The 22,727-nt window shown below is 42.2% G+C and carries 27 protein-coding genes; 11 read left to right on the top strand and 16 right to left on the bottom strand.

Annotation, left to right across the window (positions count from 1 at the left end):
- Positions 1-187: 187 nt before the first annotated feature.
- The 5 genes from NFU46_RS18630 (at position 188) to NFU46_RS18610 (ending at position 5,590) form a co-directional block, all read left to right on the top strand.
- The gene (locus tag NFU46_RS18630) at positions 188-562 is read left to right on the top strand and encodes an RNA-binding S4 domain-containing protein (protein WP_054563502.1); all 375 of its coding nucleotides are present in this window, start codon (positions 188-190) and stop codon (positions 560-562) included.
- Positions 563-632: 70 nt separating this feature from the next.
- Positions 633-1,052, top strand: a complete 420-nt coding sequence (locus NFU46_RS18625) for a hypothetical protein (RefSeq protein WP_251603950.1) — start codon at positions 633-635, stop codon at positions 1,050-1,052.
- 220 nt (positions 1,053-1,272) lie between these two features.
- Positions 1,273-4,023, top strand: a complete 2,751-nt coding sequence (gene acnA / locus NFU46_RS18620) for an aconitate hydratase AcnA (RefSeq protein WP_251603947.1) — start codon at positions 1,273-1,275, stop codon at positions 4,021-4,023.
- Between the two features lie 351 nt (positions 4,024-4,374).
- Positions 4,375-5,262, top strand: coding sequence for a DUF4097 domain-containing protein (locus NFU46_RS18615; protein ID WP_251603943.1), 888 nt, complete (start codon positions 4,375-4,377; stop codon positions 5,260-5,262).
- Positions 5,263-5,344: 82 nt separating this feature from the next.
- Positions 5,345-5,590: a hypothetical protein gene (locus NFU46_RS18610; protein WP_058584005.1), complete on the top strand. Its 246-nt coding sequence runs from the start codon at positions 5,345-5,347 to the stop codon at positions 5,588-5,590.
- Here NFU46_RS18610 and NFU46_RS18605 read toward each other — a convergent pair.
- The 5 genes from NFU46_RS18605 to NFU46_RS18585 form a co-directional block, all read right to left on the bottom strand.
- Positions 5,587-6,129: a DUF4124 domain-containing protein gene (locus NFU46_RS18605; protein ID WP_251603940.1), complete on the bottom strand. Its 543-nt coding sequence runs from the start codon at positions 6,127-6,129 to the stop codon at positions 5,587-5,589. The genes NFU46_RS18610 and NFU46_RS18605 overlap by 4 nt on opposite strands.
- A 12-nt stretch (positions 6,130-6,141) precedes the next feature.
- On the bottom strand, positions 6,142-6,870 hold the full coding sequence (locus tag NFU46_RS18600; RefSeq protein WP_251603938.1) for an ABC transporter substrate-binding protein: 729 nt from the start codon (positions 6,868-6,870) through the stop codon (positions 6,142-6,144).
- A 100-nt stretch (positions 6,871-6,970) separates the two neighbouring features.
- Positions 6,971-7,711, bottom strand: a complete 741-nt coding sequence (locus NFU46_RS18595; protein WP_062566680.1) for a phosphoadenylyl-sulfate reductase — start codon at positions 7,709-7,711, stop codon at positions 6,971-6,973.
- A gap of 38 nt (positions 7,712-7,749) precedes the next feature.
- Positions 7,750-9,447: an assimilatory sulfite reductase (NADPH) hemoprotein subunit gene (gene cysI / locus NFU46_RS18590; RefSeq protein ID WP_251603935.1), complete on the bottom strand. Its 1,698-nt coding sequence runs from the start codon at positions 9,445-9,447 to the stop codon at positions 7,750-7,752.
- A 48-nt stretch (positions 9,448-9,495) separates the two neighbouring features.
- Complete coding sequence (locus NFU46_RS18585) at positions 9,496-11,310, bottom strand: assimilatory sulfite reductase (NADPH) flavoprotein subunit (RefSeq protein WP_251603932.1); 1,815 nt, start codon at positions 11,308-11,310, stop codon at positions 9,496-9,498.
- 347 nt (positions 11,311-11,657) lie between these two features.
- On the opposite strand from NFU46_RS18585, the gene NFU46_RS18580 reads away from it, so the two are divergent.
- A complete protein-coding gene (locus NFU46_RS18580) occupies positions 11,658-13,298 on the top strand; it encodes an endonuclease (protein WP_251603929.1) in 1,641 nt (546 codons plus the stop codon).
- Positions 13,299-13,358: 60 nt separating this feature from the next.
- On the opposite strand, the gene NFU46_RS18575 is transcribed toward NFU46_RS18580, so the two are convergent.
- Positions 13,359-13,673 carry a hypothetical protein gene (locus tag NFU46_RS18575; RefSeq protein WP_251603926.1) on the bottom strand — a complete coding sequence of 105 codons (315 nt, stop codon included), beginning with the start codon at positions 13,671-13,673 and terminating at the stop codon, positions 13,359-13,361.
- A 67-nt stretch (positions 13,674-13,740) separates the two neighbouring features.
- Positions 13,741-14,376 (bottom strand): hypothetical protein, encoded by a 636-nt coding sequence (locus NFU46_RS18570; protein ID WP_251603923.1) that lies wholly within the window; start codon positions 14,374-14,376, stop codon positions 13,741-13,743.
- A gap of 386 nt (positions 14,377-14,762) precedes the next feature.
- Here NFU46_RS18570 and NFU46_RS18565 point away from each other — a divergent pair, with 386 nt between their 5' ends.
- The 5 genes from NFU46_RS18565 (at position 14,763) to NFU46_RS18545 (ending at position 18,547) form a co-directional block, all read left to right on the top strand.
- Positions 14,763-14,903, top strand: coding sequence for a DUF3149 domain-containing protein (locus NFU46_RS18565; RefSeq protein ID WP_119852677.1), 141 nt, complete (start codon positions 14,763-14,765; stop codon positions 14,901-14,903).
- 142 nt (positions 14,904-15,045) lie between these two features.
- A complete protein-coding gene (locus tag NFU46_RS18560; protein ID WP_251603920.1) occupies positions 15,046-16,026 on the top strand; it encodes a hydrolase in 981 nt (326 codons plus the stop codon).
- Positions 16,023-16,280: a YheU family protein gene (locus NFU46_RS18555; protein ID WP_054554495.1), complete on the top strand. Its 258-nt coding sequence runs from the start codon at positions 16,023-16,025 to the stop codon at positions 16,278-16,280. The genes NFU46_RS18560 and NFU46_RS18555 overlap by 4 nt, the downstream gene beginning before the upstream one ends.
- Before the next feature lie 60 nt (positions 16,281-16,340).
- Positions 16,341-17,534: a dipeptidase gene (locus NFU46_RS18550; RefSeq protein WP_054563921.1), complete on the top strand. Its 1,194-nt coding sequence runs from the start codon at positions 16,341-16,343 to the stop codon at positions 17,532-17,534.
- Positions 17,535-17,662: 128 nt separating this feature from the next.
- Complete coding sequence (locus tag NFU46_RS18545; protein ID WP_058583717.1) at positions 17,663-18,547, top strand: hypothetical protein; 885 nt, start codon at positions 17,663-17,665, stop codon at positions 18,545-18,547.
- A 192-nt stretch (positions 18,548-18,739) separates the two neighbouring features.
- Here NFU46_RS18545 and rpsQ read toward each other — a convergent pair whose 3' ends face one another.
- The 9 genes from rpsQ to rplD are packed head-to-tail and all read right to left on the bottom strand — an operon-like array spanning position 18,740 to position 22,715.
- Positions 18,740-18,997 (bottom strand): 30S ribosomal protein S17, encoded by a 258-nt coding sequence (gene rpsQ / locus NFU46_RS18540; protein ID WP_054552372.1) that lies wholly within the window; start codon positions 18,995-18,997, stop codon positions 18,740-18,742.
- Entirely contained in the window at positions 18,997-19,188 is a 192-nt protein-coding gene (gene rpmC / locus NFU46_RS18535; protein ID WP_054552371.1) for a 50S ribosomal protein L29, read from the bottom strand. The genes rpsQ and rpmC overlap by 1 nt, the downstream gene beginning before the upstream one ends.
- Positions 19,188-19,601 (bottom strand): 50S ribosomal protein L16, encoded by a 414-nt coding sequence (gene rplP / locus NFU46_RS18530; RefSeq protein ID WP_036974208.1) that lies wholly within the window; start codon positions 19,599-19,601, stop codon positions 19,188-19,190. Before rplP ends, rpmC begins: the two co-directional genes overlap by 1 nt.
- Before the next feature lie 12 nt (positions 19,602-19,613).
- On the bottom strand, positions 19,614-20,315 hold the full coding sequence (rpsC, locus tag NFU46_RS18525; protein ID WP_054552370.1) for a 30S ribosomal protein S3: 702 nt from the start codon (positions 20,313-20,315) through the stop codon (positions 19,614-19,616).
- A gap of 11 nt (positions 20,316-20,326) precedes the next feature.
- Entirely contained in the window at positions 20,327-20,659 is a 333-nt protein-coding gene (gene rplV, locus NFU46_RS18520) for a 50S ribosomal protein L22 (protein WP_004588690.1), read from the bottom strand.
- A gap of 14 nt (positions 20,660-20,673) precedes the next feature.
- Positions 20,674-20,952, bottom strand: a complete 279-nt coding sequence (gene rpsS / locus NFU46_RS18515; protein ID WP_010376377.1) for a 30S ribosomal protein S19 — start codon at positions 20,950-20,952, stop codon at positions 20,674-20,676.
- Between the two features lie 16 nt (positions 20,953-20,968).
- Positions 20,969-21,793, bottom strand: coding sequence for a 50S ribosomal protein L2 (gene rplB / locus NFU46_RS18510; protein WP_058583716.1), 825 nt, complete (start codon positions 21,791-21,793; stop codon positions 20,969-20,971).
- 17 nt (positions 21,794-21,810) lie between these two features.
- Positions 21,811-22,113: a 50S ribosomal protein L23 gene (gene rplW / locus NFU46_RS18505; RefSeq protein WP_054552368.1), complete on the bottom strand. Its 303-nt coding sequence runs from the start codon at positions 22,111-22,113 to the stop codon at positions 21,811-21,813.
- On the bottom strand, positions 22,110-22,715 hold the full coding sequence (rplD, locus tag NFU46_RS18500) for a 50S ribosomal protein L4 (protein ID WP_054552367.1): 606 nt from the start codon (positions 22,713-22,715) through the stop codon (positions 22,110-22,112). Before rplD ends, rplW begins: the two co-directional genes overlap by 4 nt.
- Positions 22,716-22,727: the final 12 nt, after the last annotated feature.

The following is a 22,727-nucleotide window of genomic DNA, read 5'->3' as shown; positions in this document are numbered from 1 at the left end:
AATTTGTACACCAATTCCAAACGCGCGCAGTGTACCCAGTAAATACTGCAGTTTTTTTACTGTTTATAAAAATGTCAGATTATTTATTGCTGCAAATTTTAACCGCTTGAAGAGCTTAAAAATTTAATCTTGGTTCAATTGAGTGCTAGGCTTTATAATGGCTGCGATTGAATTAAGAGAGACCAACATGAACGAAGATTTCATCGAAATTGAACTAGAAGAAGAGCCAATAGAGTTATGCAACTTGCTAAAAGTGCTCGACCTAGTCGAAACAGGCGGCCAAGCAAAAGCCTTAATTGGTGAAGGTTATGTTGGGGTTAACTATGAAATTTGTACAATAAAACGGAAAAAATTATACAGTGGTGACGTATTGGCATTCGATGGTGAGTTGTTCCAACTGACACTAAGCGAAGATGCAACACCAAATCCTCGCCCACCGGAACCTGTACAAAAAGCACAACCACAAAGCGCTGAAGAAGCGCCAAAAAAATCAAAGCGTAAACGTACTAAAAAGCCAAAAGTAGACGAAAAAACCGGTCGCCGCCCTATCTCGTTTGGTTAACTAGAGCTTGCTTAGTTAGCATAAATCACCTTTAATTGAATGCGATTATAACAACAATAAAAGGTGATTTATGAACCCTCCAGCTTGGCTCAAGCCACTTGCTTGGGCAGCCCTTGTATGGAATCTTTTAGGTGTCATTGCGTTCGTAATGCAACTGTTGATCACACCCGAAATGATTAACCAACTCCCCGAAGCACAACAAGCCGCATACCGCGACATACCGCTCTGGTCAACGGCTGCCTTTGCGATAGCCGTGTTTTCAGCAAGCTTCGCGAGCATCTTATTACTGGCAAAAAAAGCCCTTGCGCGCGAGTTATTTTTAATCTCGTTTATCGCCGTATTAGTCCAGCAATATTATAATTTTGTGGTGATAGATAGCCTTGCTATGTTTGGTACTAGCGCATTAGCAATGCCATTGTGTGTGATCGTTATTGGTTTACTATTACTGTTTATTAGCCATAAAGGTAAACAACAAAACTGGCTTAACTAAAAGCACTTATTTCTGAGGGTAGTTTAAAGTGACTACCCTTTTTATCTGCCTCCTTCCCTTGAAATAAATCACATCAGCAGCAACTATATTAGGTAGCATATTTTTTCATCAGCTAGATGAATTTCTCAGCTGGTATTAAGTTTGCAATAACACTGTGTCTATTTCGAAAAGGAAACAACAAAGCAAGCCAAATTGCTTGCTCAAACCACAGGGGCAAATAATGAATAACAGTTTTGATACCCAAAAACAGCTTACGATTAATGGTGAGCAATATCATATTCACTCTTTACAAGGTTTAGGCGACAAAGCAAAACGTCTGCCATTCTCTCTAAAAATCTTACTTGAAAACCTGTTGCGCAATGAAGATGGCGTTAATATTAAAAAGCAAGATATCGATGCTTTACTAAACTGGGACCCTCAAGCGAAACCATCAGCAGAAGTAGCGTTTACGCCTGCTCGCGTTGTAATGCAAGATTTTACCGGCGTACCCGCCATTGTCGATTTAGCCGCGATGCGTGATGCCATGGGAAAACTTGGCGGCGACCCTGCAAAAATTAATCCGCTGTCACCTGCTGAGCTTGTTATTGACCACTCAGTGCAAGTTGACGGCTACGGTGAAGATGGCTCATTCGACTTAAATGCGAAACTTGAATATGAGCGCAACAAAGAGCGTTACGAATTTTTACGCTGGGGGCAAACTGCCTTCGATAACTTGAAAGTCGTGCCACCAGCAACTGGCATCGTACACCAAGTTAACTTAGAATATTTAGCCCGCGTGGTATTTAACGATAGTAAAAATGGTAAATCACTCGCCTACCCAGATACCCTAGTCGGAACCGATTCGCACACCACCATGATCAATGGTCTTGGGGTATTAGGCTGGGGTGTGGGTGGTATTGAAGCCGAAGCCGCAATGCTTGGTCAACCGATCAGTTTACTCATTCCACAGGTCGTTGGCTTTAAGCTCAATGGTCGCCTGCCAGAAGGCACAACTGCAACAGACCTGGTACTAACCGTAACAGAAATGCTGCGTAACCATGGCGTAGTGGGTAAATTTGTTGAGTTTTATGGTGATGGTCTTGCTGATTTACCGCTTGCAGACCGTGCAACTATCGCAAACATGGCGCCTGAGTATGGTGCAACCTGCGGTATTTTCCCAATTGATGATGAAACCATTAACTACCTACGTTTAACTAACCGCGATGACAAACAACTCAAACTCATCGAGGACTATGCTAAGCACCAAGGTTTATGGCGTAATCCTGGCGATGAAGCTCATTATACCGACACACTAGAGCTATCACTTGATGATGTTGTGCCAAGCCTTGCTGGACCTAAGCGCCCGCAAGATAGAATCGCCCTTGATAAAGCAGGTAGCATTATTGGTGAGCACTTAAAAGGCTTTCAAGAAGAGCGTATGCAACATCGCGATAAAAGCGATGCTCAAGAGGCGCGCATTGAAGATGAAGGCCCAACAACTAACCCTGATGAGCCAGTGAACGAAGCTCAGTTTATGGGCGCAGCTAAGGTTAACTTTAAAGGCGAAGAGTTTGAGCTTAATGATGGCGCTTGTGTCATCGCTGCAATTACAAGTTGTACAAACACTTCAAACCCAAGTGTTATTTTAGCAGCTGGCCTAGTGGCTAAAAAAGCTAAGCAACTGGGCTTAAGGGTTAAACCATGGGTTAAAACCTCACTTGCTCCAGGCTCACAAGTGGTGACTGATTACTTGAAAAAAGCCGACTTAATGGATGATTTAGATTCATTAGGCTTTAACCTTGTCGGTTATGGTTGTACAACCTGTATCGGTAACTCAGGCCCACTAGCTGATGAAATCACCGATGCAATTCAAAAGCATAAACTGGTTGTAAGCTCTATTTTATCGGGTAACCGTAACTTTGAAGGGCGTATTCACCAAGATGTGAAAATGAACTTCTTAGCGTCACCACCTCTTGTGGTTGCATACGCAATTGCGGGTCGTACAGATATAGACGTTTATAACGAGCCGCTTGCGCAAGACCCTAATGGTAATGACATTTATCTAAAAAATATCTGGCCAAGTGTTAGTGAAGTGAACGAACTCGTCCGCGAAACTGTAACCAAAGAAATGTTCGCATCAAGCTATGGCAACGTATATCAAGGTGATGATCGTTGGCAGAAAATTCAAATTCCTGATGGCAAACTTTATGATTGGGATGATGCGTCAACCTACATCAAAAAAGCGCCATTCTTTGATGGTATGGAAATTGAGCCTCCTGGCATTCCTAGCATTAGTGGTGCACGCTGTTTAGCAAAATTAGGTGACTCAGTTACCACTGACCACATCTCGCCAGCAGGTGCGATTAAAGCGGATGCGCCAGCAGGTCTTTACTTGCAAGAGCACGGTGTACAAAAAGCACAATTTAACTCGTACGGTTCGCGCCGTGGTAACCACGAAGTAATGATGCGCGGTACCTTTGCGAATGTGCGTTTACGTAATCTATTAGCACCGGGTACCGAGGGCGGTGTAACCCGTATGCAGCCAAGCGATGAGCTTGCCAGCATTTATGATGCAGCGATGCAATATCAGCAAGATGGCACGCCACTGATCATTTTAGCAGGCGCGGAATATGGTACAGGTTCATCACGTGACTGGGCTGCTAAAGGCTCACTTTTACTTGGTGTTAAAGCCGTTATTGCACAAAGCTATGAGCGTATTCACCGTTCAAACCTGATTGGCATGGGTGTTTTACCCCTACAATTTAAAGAAGGTGAAAGCTATGAGTCACTGGGTCTAACCGGCCAAGAATCATTCGACTTTGAAGGCCTATACGACAAAACCAATGAAGTCAGTGTGATTGCCACTAACAGTGAAGGCAAACAAATTAGCTTTAGTGTTGATGTGCGTATAGATACCCCGAAAGAGTGGGATTACTACAAACACGGCGGTATTTTACAGTATGTACTGCGTAATATGCTGGCTGAGCAGTAATAGCTGTTAAGTTAACTAAGGGGCTGAATTTTCAGCCCCTTTTTTGTTTAAAACACTAACAATACCAATCCGCAATAATACTTAATCATTTTGAGGGATTAAACCTGTCGCTACCTGCGTTAAAAATTTCTGATTTAGAACAACTAAATAACGAAATTTTTGCCTTGTTATCAACGAGGTTTTATTGCCTCAAAATAGACCACTTAATTAAGCGAATTGGTATAAATTGCAGTTTAGACCAACACACTTACTTACAAAAAATGAAAAGCACATAAAAATCAGCATGTTAAAATTGGACCGTAGTTTGCAAATGCTAACCAGATAACAATCACAATAATTTTTGGAATCCCTATGACTATTGCATCATTCAAACGCGCAATTTGCGCAACGGCCATCTCATCAAGTTTATTATTAACGGGCTGTGTTATTCATGTCTCTCCGGGTCAAATCGCAGAACAAAAGCAACAAGACTTAAGCGTGTCGGCTGTCAATTTAAACGAGCTAAAAATTGATGCCGAAGCAGGTTCACTGATCATCAAAGGCGACAGCAACGCCACGGCTATCACAGTGAATGCTAATATCTATGCGGCTAAAGGCGATGAAACTTATACACTAACCCTCGAAAAGCACGGCGACACCGCAGAGCTTATCAGTAAGCTCAATAATGGTAGCTTATCGTTTTACAGTGGCTCATCACCTCATATTGATTTAATCGTCTCTGTGCCTAGTACCCTTAACTTGGATATCGATGATGACTCAGGTGATATCGTGATACGTGCAATGCAAAACGATATCAGCATTGATGATGATTCAGGATCAATTGTGATCGAAGGGGGTCGCACTATTAATATTGATGATGACTCGGGGGATATTCGCATTAGCAATGTCAGCGGCAATATCAGCATTGAAGACGATTCTGGCTCAATTATGATAGACCAAGGCCAAGGGCGTATTGATATTGAAGATGACTCTGGTGATATCCGCATCGAAAACAGCCAAGGCCCTGCACGTATTATTGATGAATCAGGTAGTATCAGCATTAAAACATTGGCTGGTGCGCTTACTATCGAAGATGGCTCTGGTGATATAGATGTAAGACAAATCAAAGGGCTGGTTACCATTACCGATGGCTCTGGCAGTATTTATGTGGATGACACACTCGGCCTGACAATTATCGAAGCGGGTTCAGGTGATTTAAGCATCGATAACATCAACGGCCCAGTAAAATTGGATAGATAATCAACAATTGCTTGATTTAGAACAATCCTGTTAATAACAACAGCACCTACACTTTAATTAAGGCTAAAGTGTAGGTGCTTGTATGACTGAACAAACCATCATTAGAATCTTAAAAACCTTTATTATTTTAGGCATTTGCCTAATTATATTGGGGCACTCTTTATTAGCTGGCAATTACTTAAGTGATAGCATGGGTATACATGGCATTATGATCAGCGCAGCGTGTATTGCTGTTGGTGTGCTATTCTCTTTGCCCACCAAAATTTATCTCACTATTTTACTGATGAAAATGGAAAGCGATCTCAAAGCACATAACAAACAGAGCTAATTTCCACCTTGCTCTTTGAGCTGCTGTTCAAGTTGCTTGTTACGTTGCTCCATAAGCTGTTTTACCTGCTCAGCGTCTTGCATCATCTTTTGTACATTTTTAGGGTCGTATACGCCAAGCGCTGAAGATGCTTCGTCAGCTTCAGCAGTTGCTGGTTGCTCTTCATCAGCTTGAAATGTCTCTGCGGGTAACACTGTTATGTCGTTAGGATCTAAACTTACCGCAGTACTTACGTAATTAGGGTGAGGGGTATCAGCATAGTGCCACTGACCATGTTCATCTTGCCATTTATACACGACGACAGATGAGTTTGCGTCTTTGCTCAAGCTCAACTTCTCAGTGAGCTTTTTTGCTTGGCTGGTAAGTGTATCGGCACTTTGCGAAGCAAAATCACTCACATCACCACTTACTTTGTCTGAGTAACGCTCGAACATGCTCAGCTCTAGGTAAGGTTTACCGTCTGGCTTTTTAATATAAAACAGCAGGGCAACACTGGTCAGTAGCAACATAACCGCAAGATAACAAAAACGCTTAATCATTCGATTTACCGATTATTGGTAGTTACTCTCAATCTTAGCAAATTCACCGGATGATTTAAGATTTTTCATAAATTCGTTAAATTGCTCGCTCATGCGCTTACCTTTTTCATTGTAAGCAAACTGTAATTGCATCGACGCCTTACCAACACTGTAATCACTCACCGTGAATTTTTTAAAAGCATTATTTTTTGAGGCATACCACTGCAGTGTGTTTTTTGCGATAACAGCAACACGTTGATTTTGCTGCATATCAACTAAAGCGCTCAGCATATCTATTTCAGAGTAAAAGTCTTCACGGTGCAACTTGCCAGCAGCAAACAATGCTTCAAATTGCGGGTAGGTATAACCAAAGCGGGCCATTAACACATAACCGCCGAGCTCATCAATTGCTGGAATATGACAACCACTCGGCATCACTAAAATATCTTCTACAACAGCGATACTATCACTCCAATAGTATTGCTTATTTCCGCGATACCATTGCTCAGACTCTAAGCGCACATCAACCTTGCCTTCATCAAGTAAATGCTGTGAACGCACTTCTGGTACCAGCATGTATTGAATATCATGATTATATTTCTCAGCAAAACGAATTAATAACTCATCAACAAGCCCTTTATGACCACTGTCAGCAAAGTGATAAGGGGGGTAATCTGTGTCATACAACGCTACTTGCAAAGTTTCTGCTCGCACTAAAGGCGCAATAAATAGCAACAATAAAAAAGCAACAACACGACTCATAATTTTCTCTCACAGAATTAAGCCTGAGATTGTATATAAATAACACAAAAAAAGCGCAACCTAGGTTGCGCTTTACGAAAATTCTGATAGGAATTTAGGATTAGATACCATCACCATCGATATGTAAGCCACATTCACGGTTTAAACCAAAGAAACGTGTCTCTTCTTCTGTCATGCCCGGTTCAAGTTTACGGGTTGTATGAACATCGCCCATCGACACATAACCTTGCTCCCAAAGTGGGTGATAAGGTAAATCATGTTTAGTTAGATACTGATAGATGTCACGGTTGTTCCACTCAATAAGCGGATACACTTTCACAGTCCCTCGGCTGATTTCAACAATTTGCTTATCAGCTCGGCTAGATGACTGATCGCGACGCAAGCCACTAAACCAAGTACCTGCACCCAGCTCGTTTAAGGCACGAGTCATTGGCTCAACTTTATTCAGTTGATTGTACTGCTTAATGCCTTCTTCACCTTGCTCCCAAAGCTTACCAAACTTCGCTTCTTGCCACGCAGGGCTAAGCTCAGCTTTATAAACTTTAAGATTAAGCGATAGTCGCTCCGTCATTTGCTCGATGAACTGATAGGTTTCAGGGAACAAATAACCAGTGTCAGTCAGTACCACAGGAATATCTGGCTGCTGCGATGTTACTAAGTGCAACATCACCGCCGCTTGAATGCCAAAGCTCGACGACAAAAAGTGTGTGCTTGGTAAGTTTTCAAGTGCCCATGCAACACGCTCTTCTGCGCTTTTATCAGCCAGAAGACCATTTATATCAGCCAGCATGGCTGTTTGGTCTTCTTTGCTCATCGTTAAGATGTTTTTAAATTCACTCATGGTTAATTCCAAACCTTAAAGCGGTGTCGCTTATAAAATTATGCGTGAAAATCAGTTACTGAAACTTTAACTTCAGCAACAATGCCTTTGCGAATTACAAAATCACCAAAACACTCGCCTTCATTACGCTCACTTGCCCATTGGCCAATAAGTTTATCGAATGCCTCTAGGTATACGTCTTCGCCAACATTTTCTAAATACAATTTAGGAATACGCGTGCCTTCACGGTTACCACCTAAGTACACGTTGTATTTACCCGGACCTTTACCAACCAGACCCGCTTCTGCCAACATGGCGCGGCCACAGCCATTCGGACAACCCACAACACGCATAATAATGTTGTCATCGCTGATACCGTGCTTAGCTAATAACGCTTCAGTTTTCTCAATTAAGCTTGGTAAATAACGCTCAGCTTCAGCCATCGCTAACGGACACGTTGGTAATGCCACACACGCCATTGAGTTTTTACGCTGCTCTGTATGGCTGTCATCAATTAAGCCATGGTTGCGAGCAATCTCTTCGATTACCGCTTTTTGATCAGCCGGAACACCTGCGATGATCAAGTTTTGGTTTGCAGTCATACGGAAATCACCTTGGTGAATTTCCGCAATTTTACGGCAGCCTGTTTTAAGAGGTTGATTTGGGTAATCTAAAATACGGCCACTTTGGATAAACAGCGTTAAGTGATGCTTACCATCAATACCTTCAACCCAACCGATACGGTCACCACGGTGAGTAAACTCATACGGGCGGCTTTGCTCAAATTGAACACCGGCACGTTTTTCAACTTCTGCTTTAAATACATCAGAACCTACACGGTCTAGTGTGTATTTAGTTTTCGCATTTTTACGATTTGAGCGGTTACCCCAATCACGCTGTACAGACACCACGTGCTCAGCAATTTTCAACGTGTGTTCAAGTGGGATAAAACCAAAGTCATCTGCTTTACGCGGATACGTTGCTGTATCACCGTGAGTCATCGCAAGACCACCACCCACTAACACGTTAAAGCCAACTAACTTGCCGTTTTCTGCAATTGCCACAAAGTTTAAGTCGTTCGCATGCACATCCACTTCATTGTTCGGTGGAATTGTTACTGTGGTTTTAAACTTACGTGGTAAGTAAGTTGAACCTAAGATTGGCTCTTCAGTGGTTTCACTCTTTTCGCCATTTAACCAAATTTCAGCGTACGCTTTGGTTTTTGGTAATAGGTGCTCAGAGATCTTCGCTGCCCACTCGTAAGCTTCTTGGTGAAGCTCAGATTCAACAGGGTTCGTTGTACATAATACGTTTCGGTTTACATCGCCCGCCGTTGCAATTGAGTCAATACCCACGCTATTAAGCATTTGGTGCATGCCTTTAATATTTGGCTTAAGCACACCATGGAACTGGAACGTTTGACGCGTGGTTAAACGAATACTGCCATAGCTGGTTTTCTCTTCAGCAAACTTATCAATCGCTAACCATTGCTCAGGCTTGATGATACCGCCAGGCATACGAGCACGTAACATAACATTATGTAATGGCTCTAATTTTTGTTTAGCGCGCTCAGGGCGAATATCACGGTCATCTTGCTGGTACATGCCGTGGAAACGGATCAGTTGGAAGTTATCAGCAGTGAAACCACCGGTGATCTCGTCTTTTAAATCTTGCTCAATTGTGCCACGTAAAAAGTTACTTTCTCTTTTCAAACGCTCGTTATCAGAAAGCTTTACGTTTTTGTCTTGTTCGCTCATGGTATTTCCTAAATTTGTTACAGTGACGGCTGTTAGCTTTAAACGTGATTAGTACACGTCTTTCTGATAGCGATTTGCGCTACGTAAATCTTTTAAATATTGCTCAGCTTGTTCATCATCTTTGCCGCTATTTTCTTTGATAATGTCTACAAGCGCCTGATGAACATCTTTCGCCATGCGGTTTGCATCACCACAAATATAGAAATGAGCACCCGCTTCTAACCAAGCAAATACTTCTTGGCTGTTTTTGCGAAGTTTGTCTTGAACATATACTTTTTCTGCTTGATCACGGCTAAACGCCACATCAACTTTAGTCAGTAAACCTGACTTCAAGTAACCTTGAATTTCTACTTGGTATAAGAAGTCTTGAGTAAAGTGTGGGTTACCAAAGAATAACCAGTTTTTACCGCTTGCTTCACGGGCATCACGCTCTTGTAAAAACGCACGGAATGGGGCAATCCCCGTACCCGGACCTACCATGATAATTGGCGTTTCATCATTAGCCGGTAAACGGAAGTTATCGTTATGCTCGCTGAATACTTTTACTTTACAGCCTTCTTCAGCACGACGTGCTAAATAGCCAGAACAACCACCTAAATGCTCGCTACCGAATGCATCAAACTCAACCAGACCCACAGTTAAGTGAACTTCTTCTTCAACTTCTGCTTGGCTAGATGCGATCGAATATAAACGTGCTTGTAGTTTACGTAAGCAGTCTACTAAGGTTTGTGCTTCAAGCTGAGCTGGGTTTTGACGAATAATATCGAAGATTTGGCGAGGTTCGATGTAATCACGCATTGCCGCTTTATCTTCAACTAACTTTAATAATTCAGGGTTGCCAGTTGCTGTTGCATATTTTTCAACAAAGCCTGGATATGACTGAGTTAATTCTAATTTTTCGATTAATGCATCACGAATAGTTAGCTCTTCGTCGCCGAGCTTAACCGTGCTAGATGCATCGATTTGTGTAAGCGTAAGTACTTCATCAACAAGCGCTTCGTCATTTAAGAAGTAAACGCCTAGCGAATCACCCGGTGTATAGGTGATGTCTGAACCTTCTAATGAGATTTCTACATGACGCACGTCTTTAGTTGAGTCACGGCCGGTAATTTTTTGCACAACACTTAGCTCTGCAGCAAATGGGTTTTGCTTGGTGTATTGGCTTGCTACTGGTGCCGCTGCACCAAATGGCATCGCCACAACTTGACCACCACTTGCTTGCTGCTGCGCTTTAAGATCAGGTTCAAACGCATCAAGTGCACCATCAATCCACTTAGCTGCTTCATCATCGTAATCTACATCTAGGTCAGCACGCTGGAAAATAGTTTCTGCGCCAAGCTTGTTAAAACGCTTTTCAAAATCTTTTGCTGTTTGGCAGAAGAACTCGTAGCTTGAATCACCTAAGCCGATCACAGCCACTTTAACACCATCTAGTTTTGGTGCTTTTTTAGTTGTTAAAAACTCATGCAGGCTTTCAGCGTCTTCTGGTGGCTCGCCCTCACCGTAAGTTGAAACAACAACCGTGATGAATTTTTCTTTTTTCAGGGCAGTTGGTTTGTAGTCAGCCATGTTTACTAGCTTAACAGTTAGACCGCGCGACTCTGCTTGCTCTTTTAACTTGCTTGCCACGCCTTTTGCGTTACCCGTTTGCGAGCCGTATAAAATAGTTAGCGGCGGTGCATCACCTGCAGCTGGAGTGGCAGCAACACCACCGGTTAATGCACCTGCGTTGGCATTAGCAGCTAAGTAACCACTTACCCACGCTTGCTGAATTGGATTAAGTTCAGCCACTAAGCCTTGCAGCTTTTGTACTTGCTCTTGCGATAGCGGGCTCGCCGCTGCATTTAGTTGACTTAACAACATGAATTTATTCCTCGTAACCCTGAAAAGTTAACTGCGAAACGAACTTGCTACTGTCATTTCGCGAACATTTTTTTCGACTTTAAAGACCCAATAGAAATGCTTTAAAGGTTTATCTGAGCGTGAAGAATAACGAGGTCTGAGGCGATTAAAAAAGAATAGAATCTGCTTTGATATTCCATTTAGTTATTAATTTGGTATTTATCCAAAAAAAACATGTTAAAAGCAAAAATTCCCAAATAAGAAACTTTTATTAATTAACATTATTGCAACATAAGACAATTAGCCTATACTCGCTGTGTTCATTTTGAGAACAGCAAAAACTATTAAAATATAAAAAGGAAAATACAATGTCACACGGGACATGTAAAAAATATATGCTAGCCAGTAGCTTACTTTGTTTAGCAAGTTCAGCATTGGCAAATGTTAATAACGCCAGCTTCGAAAGCTGGTCAGCAAATACCCCTGCAAGCTGGAGCACTATTGATAGCGGTATTAGTCTTAGCGCTAATACTAATGTGGTTTACTCAGGTAATTACTCAGCACAAGTCGTGGTTAATACTGGCACGCAAAGTAATACCGATTTACAACAATTAGTAGAGGTAGTGGCGGGTGAAAATTATGAGTTTTCTGCTTGGGTTTACCATACAGAAGGCGGCGTAAAAGCTCGCTTAGTAGTTGATGGCTATCAAGGCTATTCTAACTCAGCATTAACGAATCAATGGCAACAAATCAGTTATCAGTACACAGCCTCTGCGACCACATCAATTAATGTTGGCCTGCGCTTTTACGATGTAACTGGTTTTGATGGCAGCGAAGTCGTTTATGTAGATAACTTTGCACCAAACACAGGCTCAACCCCACCACCTACGGGCAGCTGCGCCGATAACCAAGTATCTTTGACCCTCACTACCGATAATTATGGGGAAGAAACCAGTTGGCAAATCACCAATAGCCAAGGTAGTGCAGTAGCATCAGGCGGCAGCTATGCAGCAAATACTCAATACAGTGAGCAAGCATGCTTAACTGATGGTGACTATACCTTTACTATTTTTGATAGCTATGGTGATGGCATATGCTGCTCTTACGGTAACGGTAGCTATAGCCTTTCATTCGGTCAAACAGTACTTGCCAGTGGTGCAAGCTTCCAAAGCTCAGACGCTACGTCGTTTAGTTTAGGTGATAGCTCAGGTGGCGGTGACGGCGGTGGTACAACCCCAACAGAGCCAACGGGATACTATGTTACAACGCAAGGCCTTAGTGGTTATGCACTGAAAACAGAGCTATACAACATTATCAAAGGTCACAACTCGCAGGGCTATTCCGCGATTTGGAGTTTTTACGATATTGCTTCACGCGATAAGTATTTTGAAAACGACAACTCTATTTTAGACCGTTATTCAGAAAACCCTGCAGGCCAAGACAGCTACAACTATGTTGCTGTGAGCGACCAATGTGGTACATACAACAGCGAAGCAGATTGCTACAACCGTGAGCATTCTTTCCCGAAAAGTTGGTTTGGTGGAACAGTTGAGCCAATGAATTCAGACGTACATCACATTTTTGCCACTGATGGTTATGTCAATTCAAAACGCAGTAACTACCCATTTGGTGAAGTAGCTAGTGCAAGCTATACCTCTAGTAACGGCAGCAAATTAGGCAGCGCTGCTAGCTCATTAAATTACTCAGGAACGGTTTTTGAACCTATTGATGAATTTAAAGGTGACTTTGCAAGAGCCTATTTCTATATGGCAACACGCTATGAAAACGTGATTGGCTCATGGCAAAACAACACAACTTACAGTAACGCTGTATTAAATGGTTCATCTGATCAGGTCTTTGAGAGCTGGGTCGTTACTATGTTATTAAAGTGGCATAACGAGGATCCAGTGAGCCAATTAGAGCTTGACCGTAACCAAGCTGCTTATGAACATCAAGGTAACCGCAACCCATTTGTGGATCACCCAGAATTTGTAGAAATGATTTGGTAACTTCGTTAAGCCAAGGCACTTAGTTTCGGCTAAGTGCCTTTTTATACGGTAAAGCATGACTTAAGCCTCATTAGAGTTTAACTGCTCGACAAGACGAATGTCATGTAACAAATGGTTATGCCTTACCGACAAAGTATTTTCTTCTGTTGGCTGTATTTTATAACCGAGCTGCTGTAAAACCAGCGTAAATAGGGCGGCATGTTGATAACTAAGAGGTTGTCCGCTTAATTCAAATTCTTCGATTACGCTATTTGCATAACTAGAACTATTTTGTAATGACTGCCAAATACGCATTTGTACTTGAGAAACCTGTATCACTGATGTGTGATAGCAATTGATTTGTAGGCTTAATAAATAGTTTTCTAGTGAGTTCATAGCGATATCCATTACAAAAAACGCTACTTTAAAAGCTCAAGTTAAGTTGAGGTAAAGTGTTTTGTTATTACTTTTTACTCCACTTATTCATTATTTCTTTAAATAGTTTTGCTTCTTTATCTTCACAGGGTCTGGGCGATCCACTTGGCACTCCAGATTTACCAAACACCGAATTAAAATCTATGCCGTAACACATGCCATTTAGCACCTCGATACGCTTGCTGCCATCGCCATTTTGCCAAACGACAGTTGCTTTATCAGAGACGGTTAATTGTGCAGGCACTGTAACCCTACCTGTAGGCGATTTATCATTAGCGGCTTCATCCTGCCCAAATAAAGACGCATTAGCAGAACCATTTTCAAAATTAAGCTGTGGGATTGGCGCATAAGGGTTGAGCTTTTTAAAAGGCTCTTCGGCTATTTTTGAATTCTCAGCTGTCTGAATAGGCTTTACTATCTCAGTGATAACTTTTTTCGTCCCATTTATTGTGGGATTAATTACTTTAGTATCACTTATCTGCTGAGAGCTATTATGCGAAGTTTCTTCTTTTTTCGGCAAAGACTTAGCCTCTTCAGGCATTCCTTCTGTTTGCTCAGGTGAAGGTTTTTCTTGGATTTTCTGCAAGCTAGGTAATGAAGTTAAATCAACACTCACATACGCGTTGATTACTTTTGGCGGTTCAGCGACAGCGGGGAGTTTCACAGACTTTCCATATCGAGTAAATAGCAATAAAAGCACAGCATGTAACGTAATTGAGATGATCCATGCTTTGTAATTCCTTTTTAACACCCAAGCGCCTCGTTTTATTTTTAAGAGTATTAGATGAGTGAATTAGTTCATAGGAAAGTTGTGAGTTAGCGAGTAAGGTTTAGAGATTATGCTTTATGATGGTTTGAGTTCATAAAAGCACAGGTTTACATGGATTGTGTTGGGTTTCGCTTCGCTCAAACCAACCTACACTAATAAACTTGATCCAAATCAACTATTAAATCGGCTTATTTAGCATCAGGAAAATAGCTTGATCTGGATCATATCAGTCGCCCTCAAGCCAGCCTATGATTAACCCATAGACATTAGGAGGCACAACCATGAACGTATTCTTCAGAGATTTTTTTAGCGACCCTGTTTTATTTATGTCATTCGGCATTTTGGCAGTTGTTATCGTTTTATGCCTTTTCTATGTTGGTTTCTTTATTAAGAAAATACACGACGCAGAAGTTCCTAAGTAAGAATTAAGCACGACGCACAAAGCCCCTATCCAATTTATTGTTTAGGGGCTTTTTATTTGCAGCTAGCTAAAATCTTGTAGCGGTTCTCAAAAAGCAAAAACTTGCTACAATAGGCGCTTATTTTGTTTCGAAAGTGTCAGCTATGTTACCTGAGTTTAAGCCTGCGTGGTGGATGCGCAATCGCCATTTACAAACCATAATGCCGCGCTTTTTTCGCCCTTTTCATAATACCCGCTACGACATATCGACAATAGATACTCCAGATGGCGACTTTTTAGAACTGGCGTGGGCAACACCTCATAACGAGCAAGCCCCCCTCGCTATTGTATTGCATGGTTTAGAAGGCAACATAAATAGCTTTTATGCTAAAGGCATGATGAAAAAGCTTAAACAACAAGGCTTTGCTGTTGTATTGATGCATTTTCGAAACTGCTCGCGCGAAGTTAACCGTTTAGCACGTGCTTATCACAGCGGTGAAACCGAAGACCTGCGCTTTTTCATCAACCACCTGAAGAGCAAGTTTCCAAAACGCCCGTTATTTGCCGTGGGCTTTTCGTTAGGTGGTAATGTACTGGCAAAGTATTTAGGTGAGCAAGGTACTAAATCAAACTTAACTGGCGCAGCCGTTGTGTCTGCACCATTTGACTTGTCATCATCTTGCGAAGTTATTCGTAAAAGCTTAGGTAAGATTTATCAAAAGTATTTACTCGACCGTATGAAAAAGTCGATGCAAAGAAAGCTACCACAAATCGAACAGCAAATTAGCCTAACGCCAGAAAAGCTCATGGCGATTGATGACTTATGGCAATTCGATAATATGCTCACGGCACCATTGCATGGCTTTGCCGGTGCTGAAGATTACTATCAGCAAGCGAGTGCAAAACCATTTTTAAAAAGCATTGCAACACCTACGCTGATTGTGCACGCCAAAGATGATCCGATGTTATCAATAAAAGCCGTGCCAGATAGCTTAGATGTGAGTGAACATGTTACGCTGCGCATCTCAGAACAAGGGGGCCATGTCGGATTTATTAGCGGTAAAAACCCTTTTAAGCCCGAATATTGGCTTGAACGAATTGTGCCTGAGTATTTTCAACAATTAGTTAAAAAAGAGCAGTTATGATCATTCCCCACGAACGCCTCGATAAAGAGACTCTGTATAATTTAATCGAAAGTTATGTTTTACGTGAGGGCACTGATTACGGCGAACAAGAATTTAGCATTGAAAGCAAAGTAGCGCAGGTTCATCAACAGCTTAAAAATGGTGAAGCCATGGTGTTTTTTTCTGAGTTACATGAGTCAGTTACGATTATATCCAAAGCTGAATTCATTGCTCTACAAGCTGACCCAGAGTACCAAGCGTCGTTTAACGACTAAACTTGTAAGTTACACTGTAACCCTTCACAATGGCTTTTTAACTTAAAGAGCCATTAAAAAATGAAAAAACTAAGCTCACTGGTTGCCGCAGTTTCTTTGGCCTTAATTGGTCAAGCAAATGCAGATCAGGTTACTGCATCAGATAAAGCCATTAAACTAGCAAAAGACACTATTTTAATCGATACCCATATCGATGTGCCTTACCGTATTCATAACAAGTGGGCTGACGTAACCAAAGCTACAAGCGACGGTGATTTTGATTATCCGCGTGCTGTGCAAGGTGGTTTGAACGCTCCTTTCATGTCAATTTACATTCCTGCAAACCTAGAATTTGAAGGCAAAGGTAAAAGCTATCAATTAGCAAATCAGCTAATCGATTCTATGGAAGCGATTGTGCAACGCGCACCAAGTAAATTCGCTATTGCTGACTCAACTGCCGATATTAAAGAGCAGTTTAAACAAGGTAAAATGTCGATTGCTATGGGCATGGAAAACGGCTCACCTATCGAAGGCGACATTAAAAACCTTAAGCACTTTTATGAGCGTGGCGTACGTTACATCACGCTAGCTCACTCGCAAAGTAACCACATTTCTGATTCATCTTATGATATTCGTCGTAAGTGGAAAGGCCTGAGCCCATTCGGTAAAGAGCTGGTAAAAGAAATGAACAACATTGGTATGCTGGTTGATGTATCACATATTTCTGATGATGCGTTTTACCAAGTGATGGAAATCTCGAAAGTACCCGTGATTGCTTCACACTCGTCACTGCGTAAATACACCCCTGGCTTTGAGCGTAATATGAATGACGACATGCTGTTAGCACTTAAAAAGAACGGTGGTGTTATTCAAATTAACTTCGGTTCAAGCTTTGTTACAGCAAAAGCAGGCTCTTGGTACGATCAACTTAAATCAGCAAAGGCTGAAAAGAAAAAAGACGGTACTAAGCTAAGCAAAGATTTTGATGCTGCTTATCGCGCTAAAAACCCGTTTCCATTTGCAAGCTTAGAACAAGTACTTGATCACATTGACCATGTAGTTGAGCTAATTGGTATCGATTATGTGGGTATTGGCTCAGATTACGATGGTGTAGGCGACTCTCTACCTACTGGCTTAAAAGATGTATCTAGCTACCCTAACCTAGTGCAAGGTCTAATGGACCGTGGTTATAGTGATAAAGACATCAAAAAGATTTTAAGTGGCAATATGCTACGTGTATGGCAACAAGCTGAAGCATACGCAAAAGCCCATTAATCGGCATAAACTCTATTTAAAAGCGCAGCTAACTAGCTGCGCTTTTGTTTTTATCATCATAAGTAATTGATAATACAAATAGCTTGTTTTAATCTGCTGATATTACAAAGCAACTTGGATGATGTGATATGTCGACTTGGCAAGGGAATACTGCGCTGGCATTTGCAAGCATTGCACTAGGCTTATCAATTTATAGCTATACAAAAGAAAACTCGACTGACAAGCCTGTAGTTATTCAGCAAGCAAAACCTAACTTAAAAGAGTTAGCCATTCCAGAGCAAGACAGAGAAAATCTAGTCGCCTTACATGGCTATATTTTAGATCTCGAAACACGCATTCACGAGCTTGAAAATAAAGCGCCAACAATTGATCCTGAGCGACTTGCCTCATTAGTTAAACAAGCAATGGAACAGCAAGAAAAAGAGCGACGAGTCGAAATCGAAAAAAGAAATCCGGCGCTTGGCTGGCTAAGTAATTTACCTGATGACTACCGCGAACGCATCAAAGCAGACCCACAATATGCCGACAGCTCAATAAATGAAGCTCTTGCCACCTTACTCAATTTGAGTAAGTCCGAAAATGAGCGATTAGCAGCCTACGGGCAGCTAAAAATGACCCTAAGCATGCTCAGACGCGACTTGGACGACAGCCAAGCAAATGCAGTAATCGATGCCATGATAAGCATTAGCGAATACACTAATGATCCTAAGATTCGTGTCAGTACTTTAGAGAATTTATCTCGCCAAAATAATGTCTCACCTAAGCTCGCTGAGCATTTTCAAAAACTGTTACAAACTGACGATAATGATTATGTTCGCAATATTTCTGCCACAGCCCTCATCGGCCAATTTTTTCGTGCCACAAGAGACGGCAATAATAGTTATGCCAGTGATTTAGCAGAACGAATTACCGCTCTTGAAAATAGTAGCAATACAAAAGTTGCCGAAATCATGGCTGAAAACCTAAAAGGCCCACGGTTAAGAGAAGAAATAGATAAAGCGCTGGGGAAATGATTGAAGGTGCTAGGTGCTAGGTGCTAGGACAAACTAAATCCAGTTTATCCTGAAGTAACTTTTCTTATACTGAAATGAAAGCCCCTTCTCGATCTAATCTGACATCTGACAGCTGAAAGCTTCCAGCTATTTTTTAAAACAAAAAGCCCCAGCAGATGCCGGGGCTTTTTAGTAAGGAAACTTAATTAAAAATTAAGCTTTCTTTGGACGCTCAACAACGTCTACTAAAGTCCAAGACTTAGTCTTAGAAATAGGAGCACACTCAGAAATAGTAACTACGTCACCAGTTTGAGCTGTGTTGTTTTCGTCATGTACGTGTAGTTTAGTCGTACGTTTGATGAATTTACCATATACTGGATGCTTCACGTAACGTGCGATAGCAACAGTGAAAGATTTATCCATCTTGTCGCTGATTACACGGCCTTGAAGAGTACGGATTTTATCGCTCATTATTGACCTGCCTTCTGGTTAATAACTGTTTTTACACGCGCGATATCGCGACGTACTGTTCTTAGCGTGTGTGTCTGAGCTAACTGACCAGTGCTTGCTTGCATGCGCAGGTTGAACTGCTCACGAAGAAGTCCTAGAAGTTCAGCATTTAGCTCTTCTACGCTTTTGTCTTTTAGTTCGCTAGCTTTCATTACATCACCGTCCGAGTTACGAAAGTTGTTGTGAATGGTAATTTACGCGCTGCAAGGTTAAATGCTTCACGAGCAAGCTCTTCAGAAACACCTTCCATTTCGTAAAGTACTTTACCAGGTTGAATTTCAGCAACCCAATATTCAACAGAACCTTTACCTTTACCCATACGAACTTCTAATGGTTTGTTCGTAATTGGCTTATCTGGGAATACACGAATCCAGATTTTACCTTGACGCTTTACGTGACGTGTCATAGCACGACGAGCTGCTTCGATTTGACGAGCAGTCATACGGCCACGGCCAGTAGCTTTCAAACCGAAAGTACCGAAGCTTACTTTGTTACCGTTTTGCGCTAAACCGCGGTTGCGGCCTTTGTGCATTTTACGGAATTTTGTACGTTTTGGCTGTAACATTACTCGCTACCTCTACTTAGCACTTTTTTTGGCTTTCTTTGGCGCGCGTTTAGCTGGCTTCTCTTGCTCTTGTACTAGTGGTAAACCACCAATAACTTCGCCTTTGAAGATCCAAACTTTAACACCAATGATACCATAAGTGGTTAAGGCTTCAGAAGTTGCGTAGTCGATATCAGCACGAAGAGTATGTAGAGGTACACGACCTTCACGATACCATTCTGAACGTGCGATCTCAGCACCGCCAAGACGACCGCTAACTTCAACTTTGATACCCTTTGCACCAATGCGCATTGCATTTTGTACCGAACGCTTCATAGCGCGACGGAACATAACACGACGCTCTAGCTGTGACGCAATACCGTCAGCTACTAGTTGTGCATCAAGTTCAGGCTTACGAACTTCAGCGATATTAATCTGAGCCGGAACACCTGCAATCTTAGTTACTGCTTGACGTAGTTTTTCAACGTCTTCGCCTTTTTTACCGATAACAACACCAGGACGAGCTGTGTGAATTGTTACACGGATAGATTTAGCTGGACGCTCGATAACGATTTTAGACACAGAAGCCGCTTTTAATTCCTTAGTAAGGAAAGTACGTACTTTGTGATCGCCAAAAAGCTGATCAGAGAAATCTTTTGAATTCGCGTACCAGGTAGAAACCCAAGGTTTAGAGATACCTAGGCGAATACCAGTAGGATGAACTTTTTGTCCCATTACTTATACTCCTAGCTATCTGAAACCACAACAGTGATGTGGCTTGTACGCTTAAGGATGCGGTCTGCGCGTCCTTTAGCACGTGGCATAATACGCTTCATTGTTGGACCATCGTCCACAAAGATCGTAGTTACACGAAGCTCATCAATGTCAGCACCTTCGTTATGCTCTGCGTTAGCAATAGCAGACTCAAGTACTTTTTTAACTAATACAGCCGCTTTTTTAGGGCTGTACGCCAGGATTTCTAGAGCGCGATCAACCGGAAGTCCGCGGATCTGATCTGCAACTAGACGTGCTTTTTGCGCCGAACCAGAGGCGAATTTATGTTTAGCTAATGCTTGCATTTATCATTCCCCTCTTAACGTTTCTTCGCTTTCTTATCCGCAGCGTGACCGCGGTAAGTACGAGTTGGTGCAAACTCACCTAGTTTGTGACCGATCATTTCGTCTGTGATGAACACAGGAACGTGCTGACGACCATTATGGACAGCGATGGTCAATCCGATCATGTTAGGTATGATCATTGAACGACGGCTCCAAGTTTTAATTGGCTTCTTGTCACCGCTTTCCAACGCTTTCTCTACCTTCTTCAGCAAGTGTAGGTCAATAAAAGGACCTTTCTTGAGAGAACGTGGCATGGCTATTCCTCAACTATTATTTAGTACGACGACGTACGATAAATTTATCAGTACGCTTGTTCTTACGTGTCTTAGCACCTTTAGTCGGCTTACCCCATGGAGACACAGGATGACGACCACCAGATGTACGACCTTCACCACCACCGTGCGGGTGATCTACCGGGTTCATGGCAACACCACGAACTGTCGGACGGATACCACGCCAGCGATTTGCACCAGCTTTACCTAGTGAACGAAGCATATGCTCAGAGTTGCCTACTTCACCAAGTGTTGCGCGACAGTCAGCTGGAACTTTACGAACTTCGCCAGAACGAAGACGTAGAGTTACGTATTGACCTTCACGAGCAAGGATTTGAACGTATGCACCAGCAGAACGTGCGATTTGCGCGCCTTTACCTGGTTTTAATTCTACGTTGTGAACAGTCGAACCTACAGGCATGTTACGCATTGGTAACGTGTTACCAGCTTTGATTGGTGCATCAATACCTGATTGGATTGAATCACCAGCTTTTAAGCCTTTAGGTGCAATAATGTAACGACGCTCACCGTCTGCATATAATACAAGAGCGATGTTTGCGCTACGGTTTGGATCATACTCTAGACGCTCAACAACAGCTGGAATGCCATCTTTAGTGCGTTTAAAGTCGATTACACGGTAATGATGCTTATGACCACCACCGATGTGACGAACCGTGATACGACCTTTGTTATTACGACCACCAGACTTAGAGTTTTTCTCTAGTAGTGGTGCGTAAGGTTTACCCTTATGTAGATCTGGGTTAACCACTTTAACCAGGTGACGACGACCCGCAGAAGTTGGTTTACACTTTTGAAGTGCCATAATTCTAACTCCCCTTATTACTCGGCGCCGCCGACAAAGTCTAGCTCGCTACCTTCTTTAAGAGTAACGTAAGCTTTCTTCCAGTCTGAACGACGACCGAAACGCATGCCAGTACGTTTTGTTTTACCCTTAACGTTTAGTGTGCGAACACCAGTTACTTCTACTTCAAAAAGCTTTTCTGCTGCAGCTTTGATTTCAGCTTTAGTTGCATCAGAAGCTACTTTGAAAACAATCGTGTTGTTCTCTTCAGCAGCGATAGTGCTTTTTTCAGAGATGTGTGGAGCAAGGATCACTTTTAAAAGACGTTCTTCACGGATCATGCTAGCGCCTCCTCAAGTTGCTTAACAGCAGCAGCTGTAATAAGTACCTTATCGAAAGCGATTAGGCTTACAGGATCGATACCAGCTACATCACGCGTGTCAACCTTGTATAGGTTACGTGCCGATAAGAAAAGATTCTCATCTACTTCTTCAGTCACGATTAGAACATCTTTAAGCTCAAGTTCTTTAAGCTTAGAAACTAGTTCTTTAGTTTTTGGTGCTTCAAGACCAAACTGCTCAACAACGATTAAACGCTCTTGACGAACTAATTCAGATAAGATGCTTTTGATCGCACCGCGGTACATTTTACGGTTTACTTTTTGGCTGTGATCTTGTGGTTTAGCTGCGAAGCTAACGCCACCTGAACGCCAAATTGGGCTACGAATTGTACCAGCACGTGCACGGCCAGTACCTTTTTGAGACCATGGTTTTTTACCACCACCGCTAACTTCAGAACGTGTCTTCTGAGCACGAGTACCTTGACGAGCACCTGCTGCGTAAGCAACAACTACTTGGTGTACTAATGCTTCGTTAAACTCACGTCCAAAAGTAGCTTCAGAAACTTCAAGAGCGCCAGAAGCGTCTTTAATTGCTAATTCCATCACTAAATCTCC

Source organism: Pseudoalteromonas sp. NCCP-2140, from assembly GCF_023708065.1.
Classification (GTDB): Bacteria; Pseudomonadota; Gammaproteobacteria; order Enterobacterales; family Alteromonadaceae; genus Pseudoalteromonas.
Note: the sequence above shows the minus strand (reverse complement) of the source record. Positions and strands in the feature narration are given on the sequence as shown.

What these genes read in the sequence shown, in the direction of transcription:
- rplP (WP_036974208.1), bottom strand. Translation starts at nt 19,601, where the DNA reads ATGTTACAGCCAAAACGTACAAAATTCCGTAAAATGCACAAAGGCCGC.
- NFU46_RS18615 (WP_251603943.1), top strand. Translation starts at nt 4,375, where the DNA reads ATGACTATTGCATCATTCAAACGCGCAATTTGCGCAACGGCCATCTCA.
- rplD (WP_054552367.1), bottom strand. Translation starts at nt 22,715, where the DNA reads ATGGAATTAGCAATTAAAGACGCTTCTGGCGCTCTTGAAGTTTCTGAA.
- NFU46_RS18550 (WP_054563921.1), top strand. Translation starts at nt 16,341, where the DNA reads ATGAAAAAACTAAGCTCACTGGTTGCCGCAGTTTCTTTGGCCTTAATT.
- rpsC (WP_054552370.1), bottom strand. Translation starts at nt 20,315, where the DNA reads ATGGGACAAAAAGTTCATCCTACTGGTATTCGCCTAGGTATCTCTAAA.
- NFU46_RS18630 (WP_054563502.1), top strand. Translation starts at nt 188, where the DNA reads ATGAACGAAGATTTCATCGAAATTGAACTAGAAGAAGAGCCAATAGAG.
- NFU46_RS18580 (WP_251603929.1), top strand. Translation starts at nt 11,658, where the DNA reads ATGTCACACGGGACATGTAAAAAATATATGCTAGCCAGTAGCTTACTT.
- NFU46_RS18610 (WP_058584005.1), top strand. Translation starts at nt 5,345, where the DNA reads ATGACTGAACAAACCATCATTAGAATCTTAAAAACCTTTATTATTTTA.
- NFU46_RS18625 (WP_251603950.1), top strand. Translation starts at nt 633, where the DNA reads ATGAACCCTCCAGCTTGGCTCAAGCCACTTGCTTGGGCAGCCCTTGTA.
- rplV (WP_004588690.1), bottom strand. Translation starts at nt 20,659, where the DNA reads ATGCAAGCATTAGCTAAACATAAATTCGCCTCTGGTTCGGCGCAAAAA.
- acnA (WP_251603947.1), top strand. Translation starts at nt 1,273, where the DNA reads ATGAATAACAGTTTTGATACCCAAAAACAGCTTACGATTAATGGTGAG.
- rpmC (WP_054552371.1), bottom strand. Translation starts at nt 19,188, where the DNA reads ATGAAAGCTAGCGAACTAAAAGACAAAAGCGTAGAAGAGCTAAATGCT.
- cysI (WP_251603935.1), bottom strand. Translation starts at nt 9,447, where the DNA reads ATGAGCGAACAAGACAAAAACGTAAAGCTTTCTGATAACGAGCGTTTG.
- rplB (WP_058583716.1), bottom strand. Translation starts at nt 21,793, where the DNA reads ATGGCACTTCAAAAGTGTAAACCAACTTCTGCGGGTCGTCGTCACCTG.
- NFU46_RS18560 (WP_251603920.1), top strand. Translation starts at nt 15,046, where the DNA reads ATGTTACCTGAGTTTAAGCCTGCGTGGTGGATGCGCAATCGCCATTTA.
- NFU46_RS18605 (WP_251603940.1), bottom strand. Translation starts at nt 6,129, where the DNA reads ATGATTAAGCGTTTTTGTTATCTTGCGGTTATGTTGCTACTGACCAGT.
- NFU46_RS18585 (WP_251603932.1), bottom strand. Translation starts at nt 11,310, where the DNA reads ATGTTGTTAAGTCAACTAAATGCAGCGGCGAGCCCGCTATCGCAAGAG.
- NFU46_RS18575 (WP_251603926.1), bottom strand. Translation starts at nt 13,673, where the DNA reads ATGAACTCACTAGAAAACTATTTATTAAGCCTACAAATCAATTGCTAT.
- rpsQ (WP_054552372.1), bottom strand. Translation starts at nt 18,997, where the DNA reads ATGAGCGATAAAATCCGTACTCTTCAAGGCCGTGTAATCAGCGACAAG.
- NFU46_RS18565 (WP_119852677.1), top strand. Translation starts at nt 14,763, where the DNA reads ATGAACGTATTCTTCAGAGATTTTTTTAGCGACCCTGTTTTATTTATG.
- NFU46_RS18600 (WP_251603938.1), bottom strand. Translation starts at nt 6,870, where the DNA reads ATGAGTCGTGTTGTTGCTTTTTTATTGTTGCTATTTATTGCGCCTTTA.
- NFU46_RS18545 (WP_058583717.1), top strand. Translation starts at nt 17,663, where the DNA reads ATGTCGACTTGGCAAGGGAATACTGCGCTGGCATTTGCAAGCATTGCA.
- NFU46_RS18555 (WP_054554495.1), top strand. Translation starts at nt 16,023, where the DNA reads ATGATCATTCCCCACGAACGCCTCGATAAAGAGACTCTGTATAATTTA.
- rplW (WP_054552368.1), bottom strand. Translation starts at nt 22,113, where the DNA reads ATGATCCGTGAAGAACGTCTTTTAAAAGTGATCCTTGCTCCACACATC.
- NFU46_RS18595 (WP_062566680.1), bottom strand. Translation starts at nt 7,711, where the DNA reads ATGAGTGAATTTAAAAACATCTTAACGATGAGCAAAGAAGACCAAACA.
- rpsS (WP_010376377.1), bottom strand. Translation starts at nt 20,952, where the DNA reads ATGCCACGTTCTCTCAAGAAAGGTCCTTTTATTGACCTACACTTGCTG.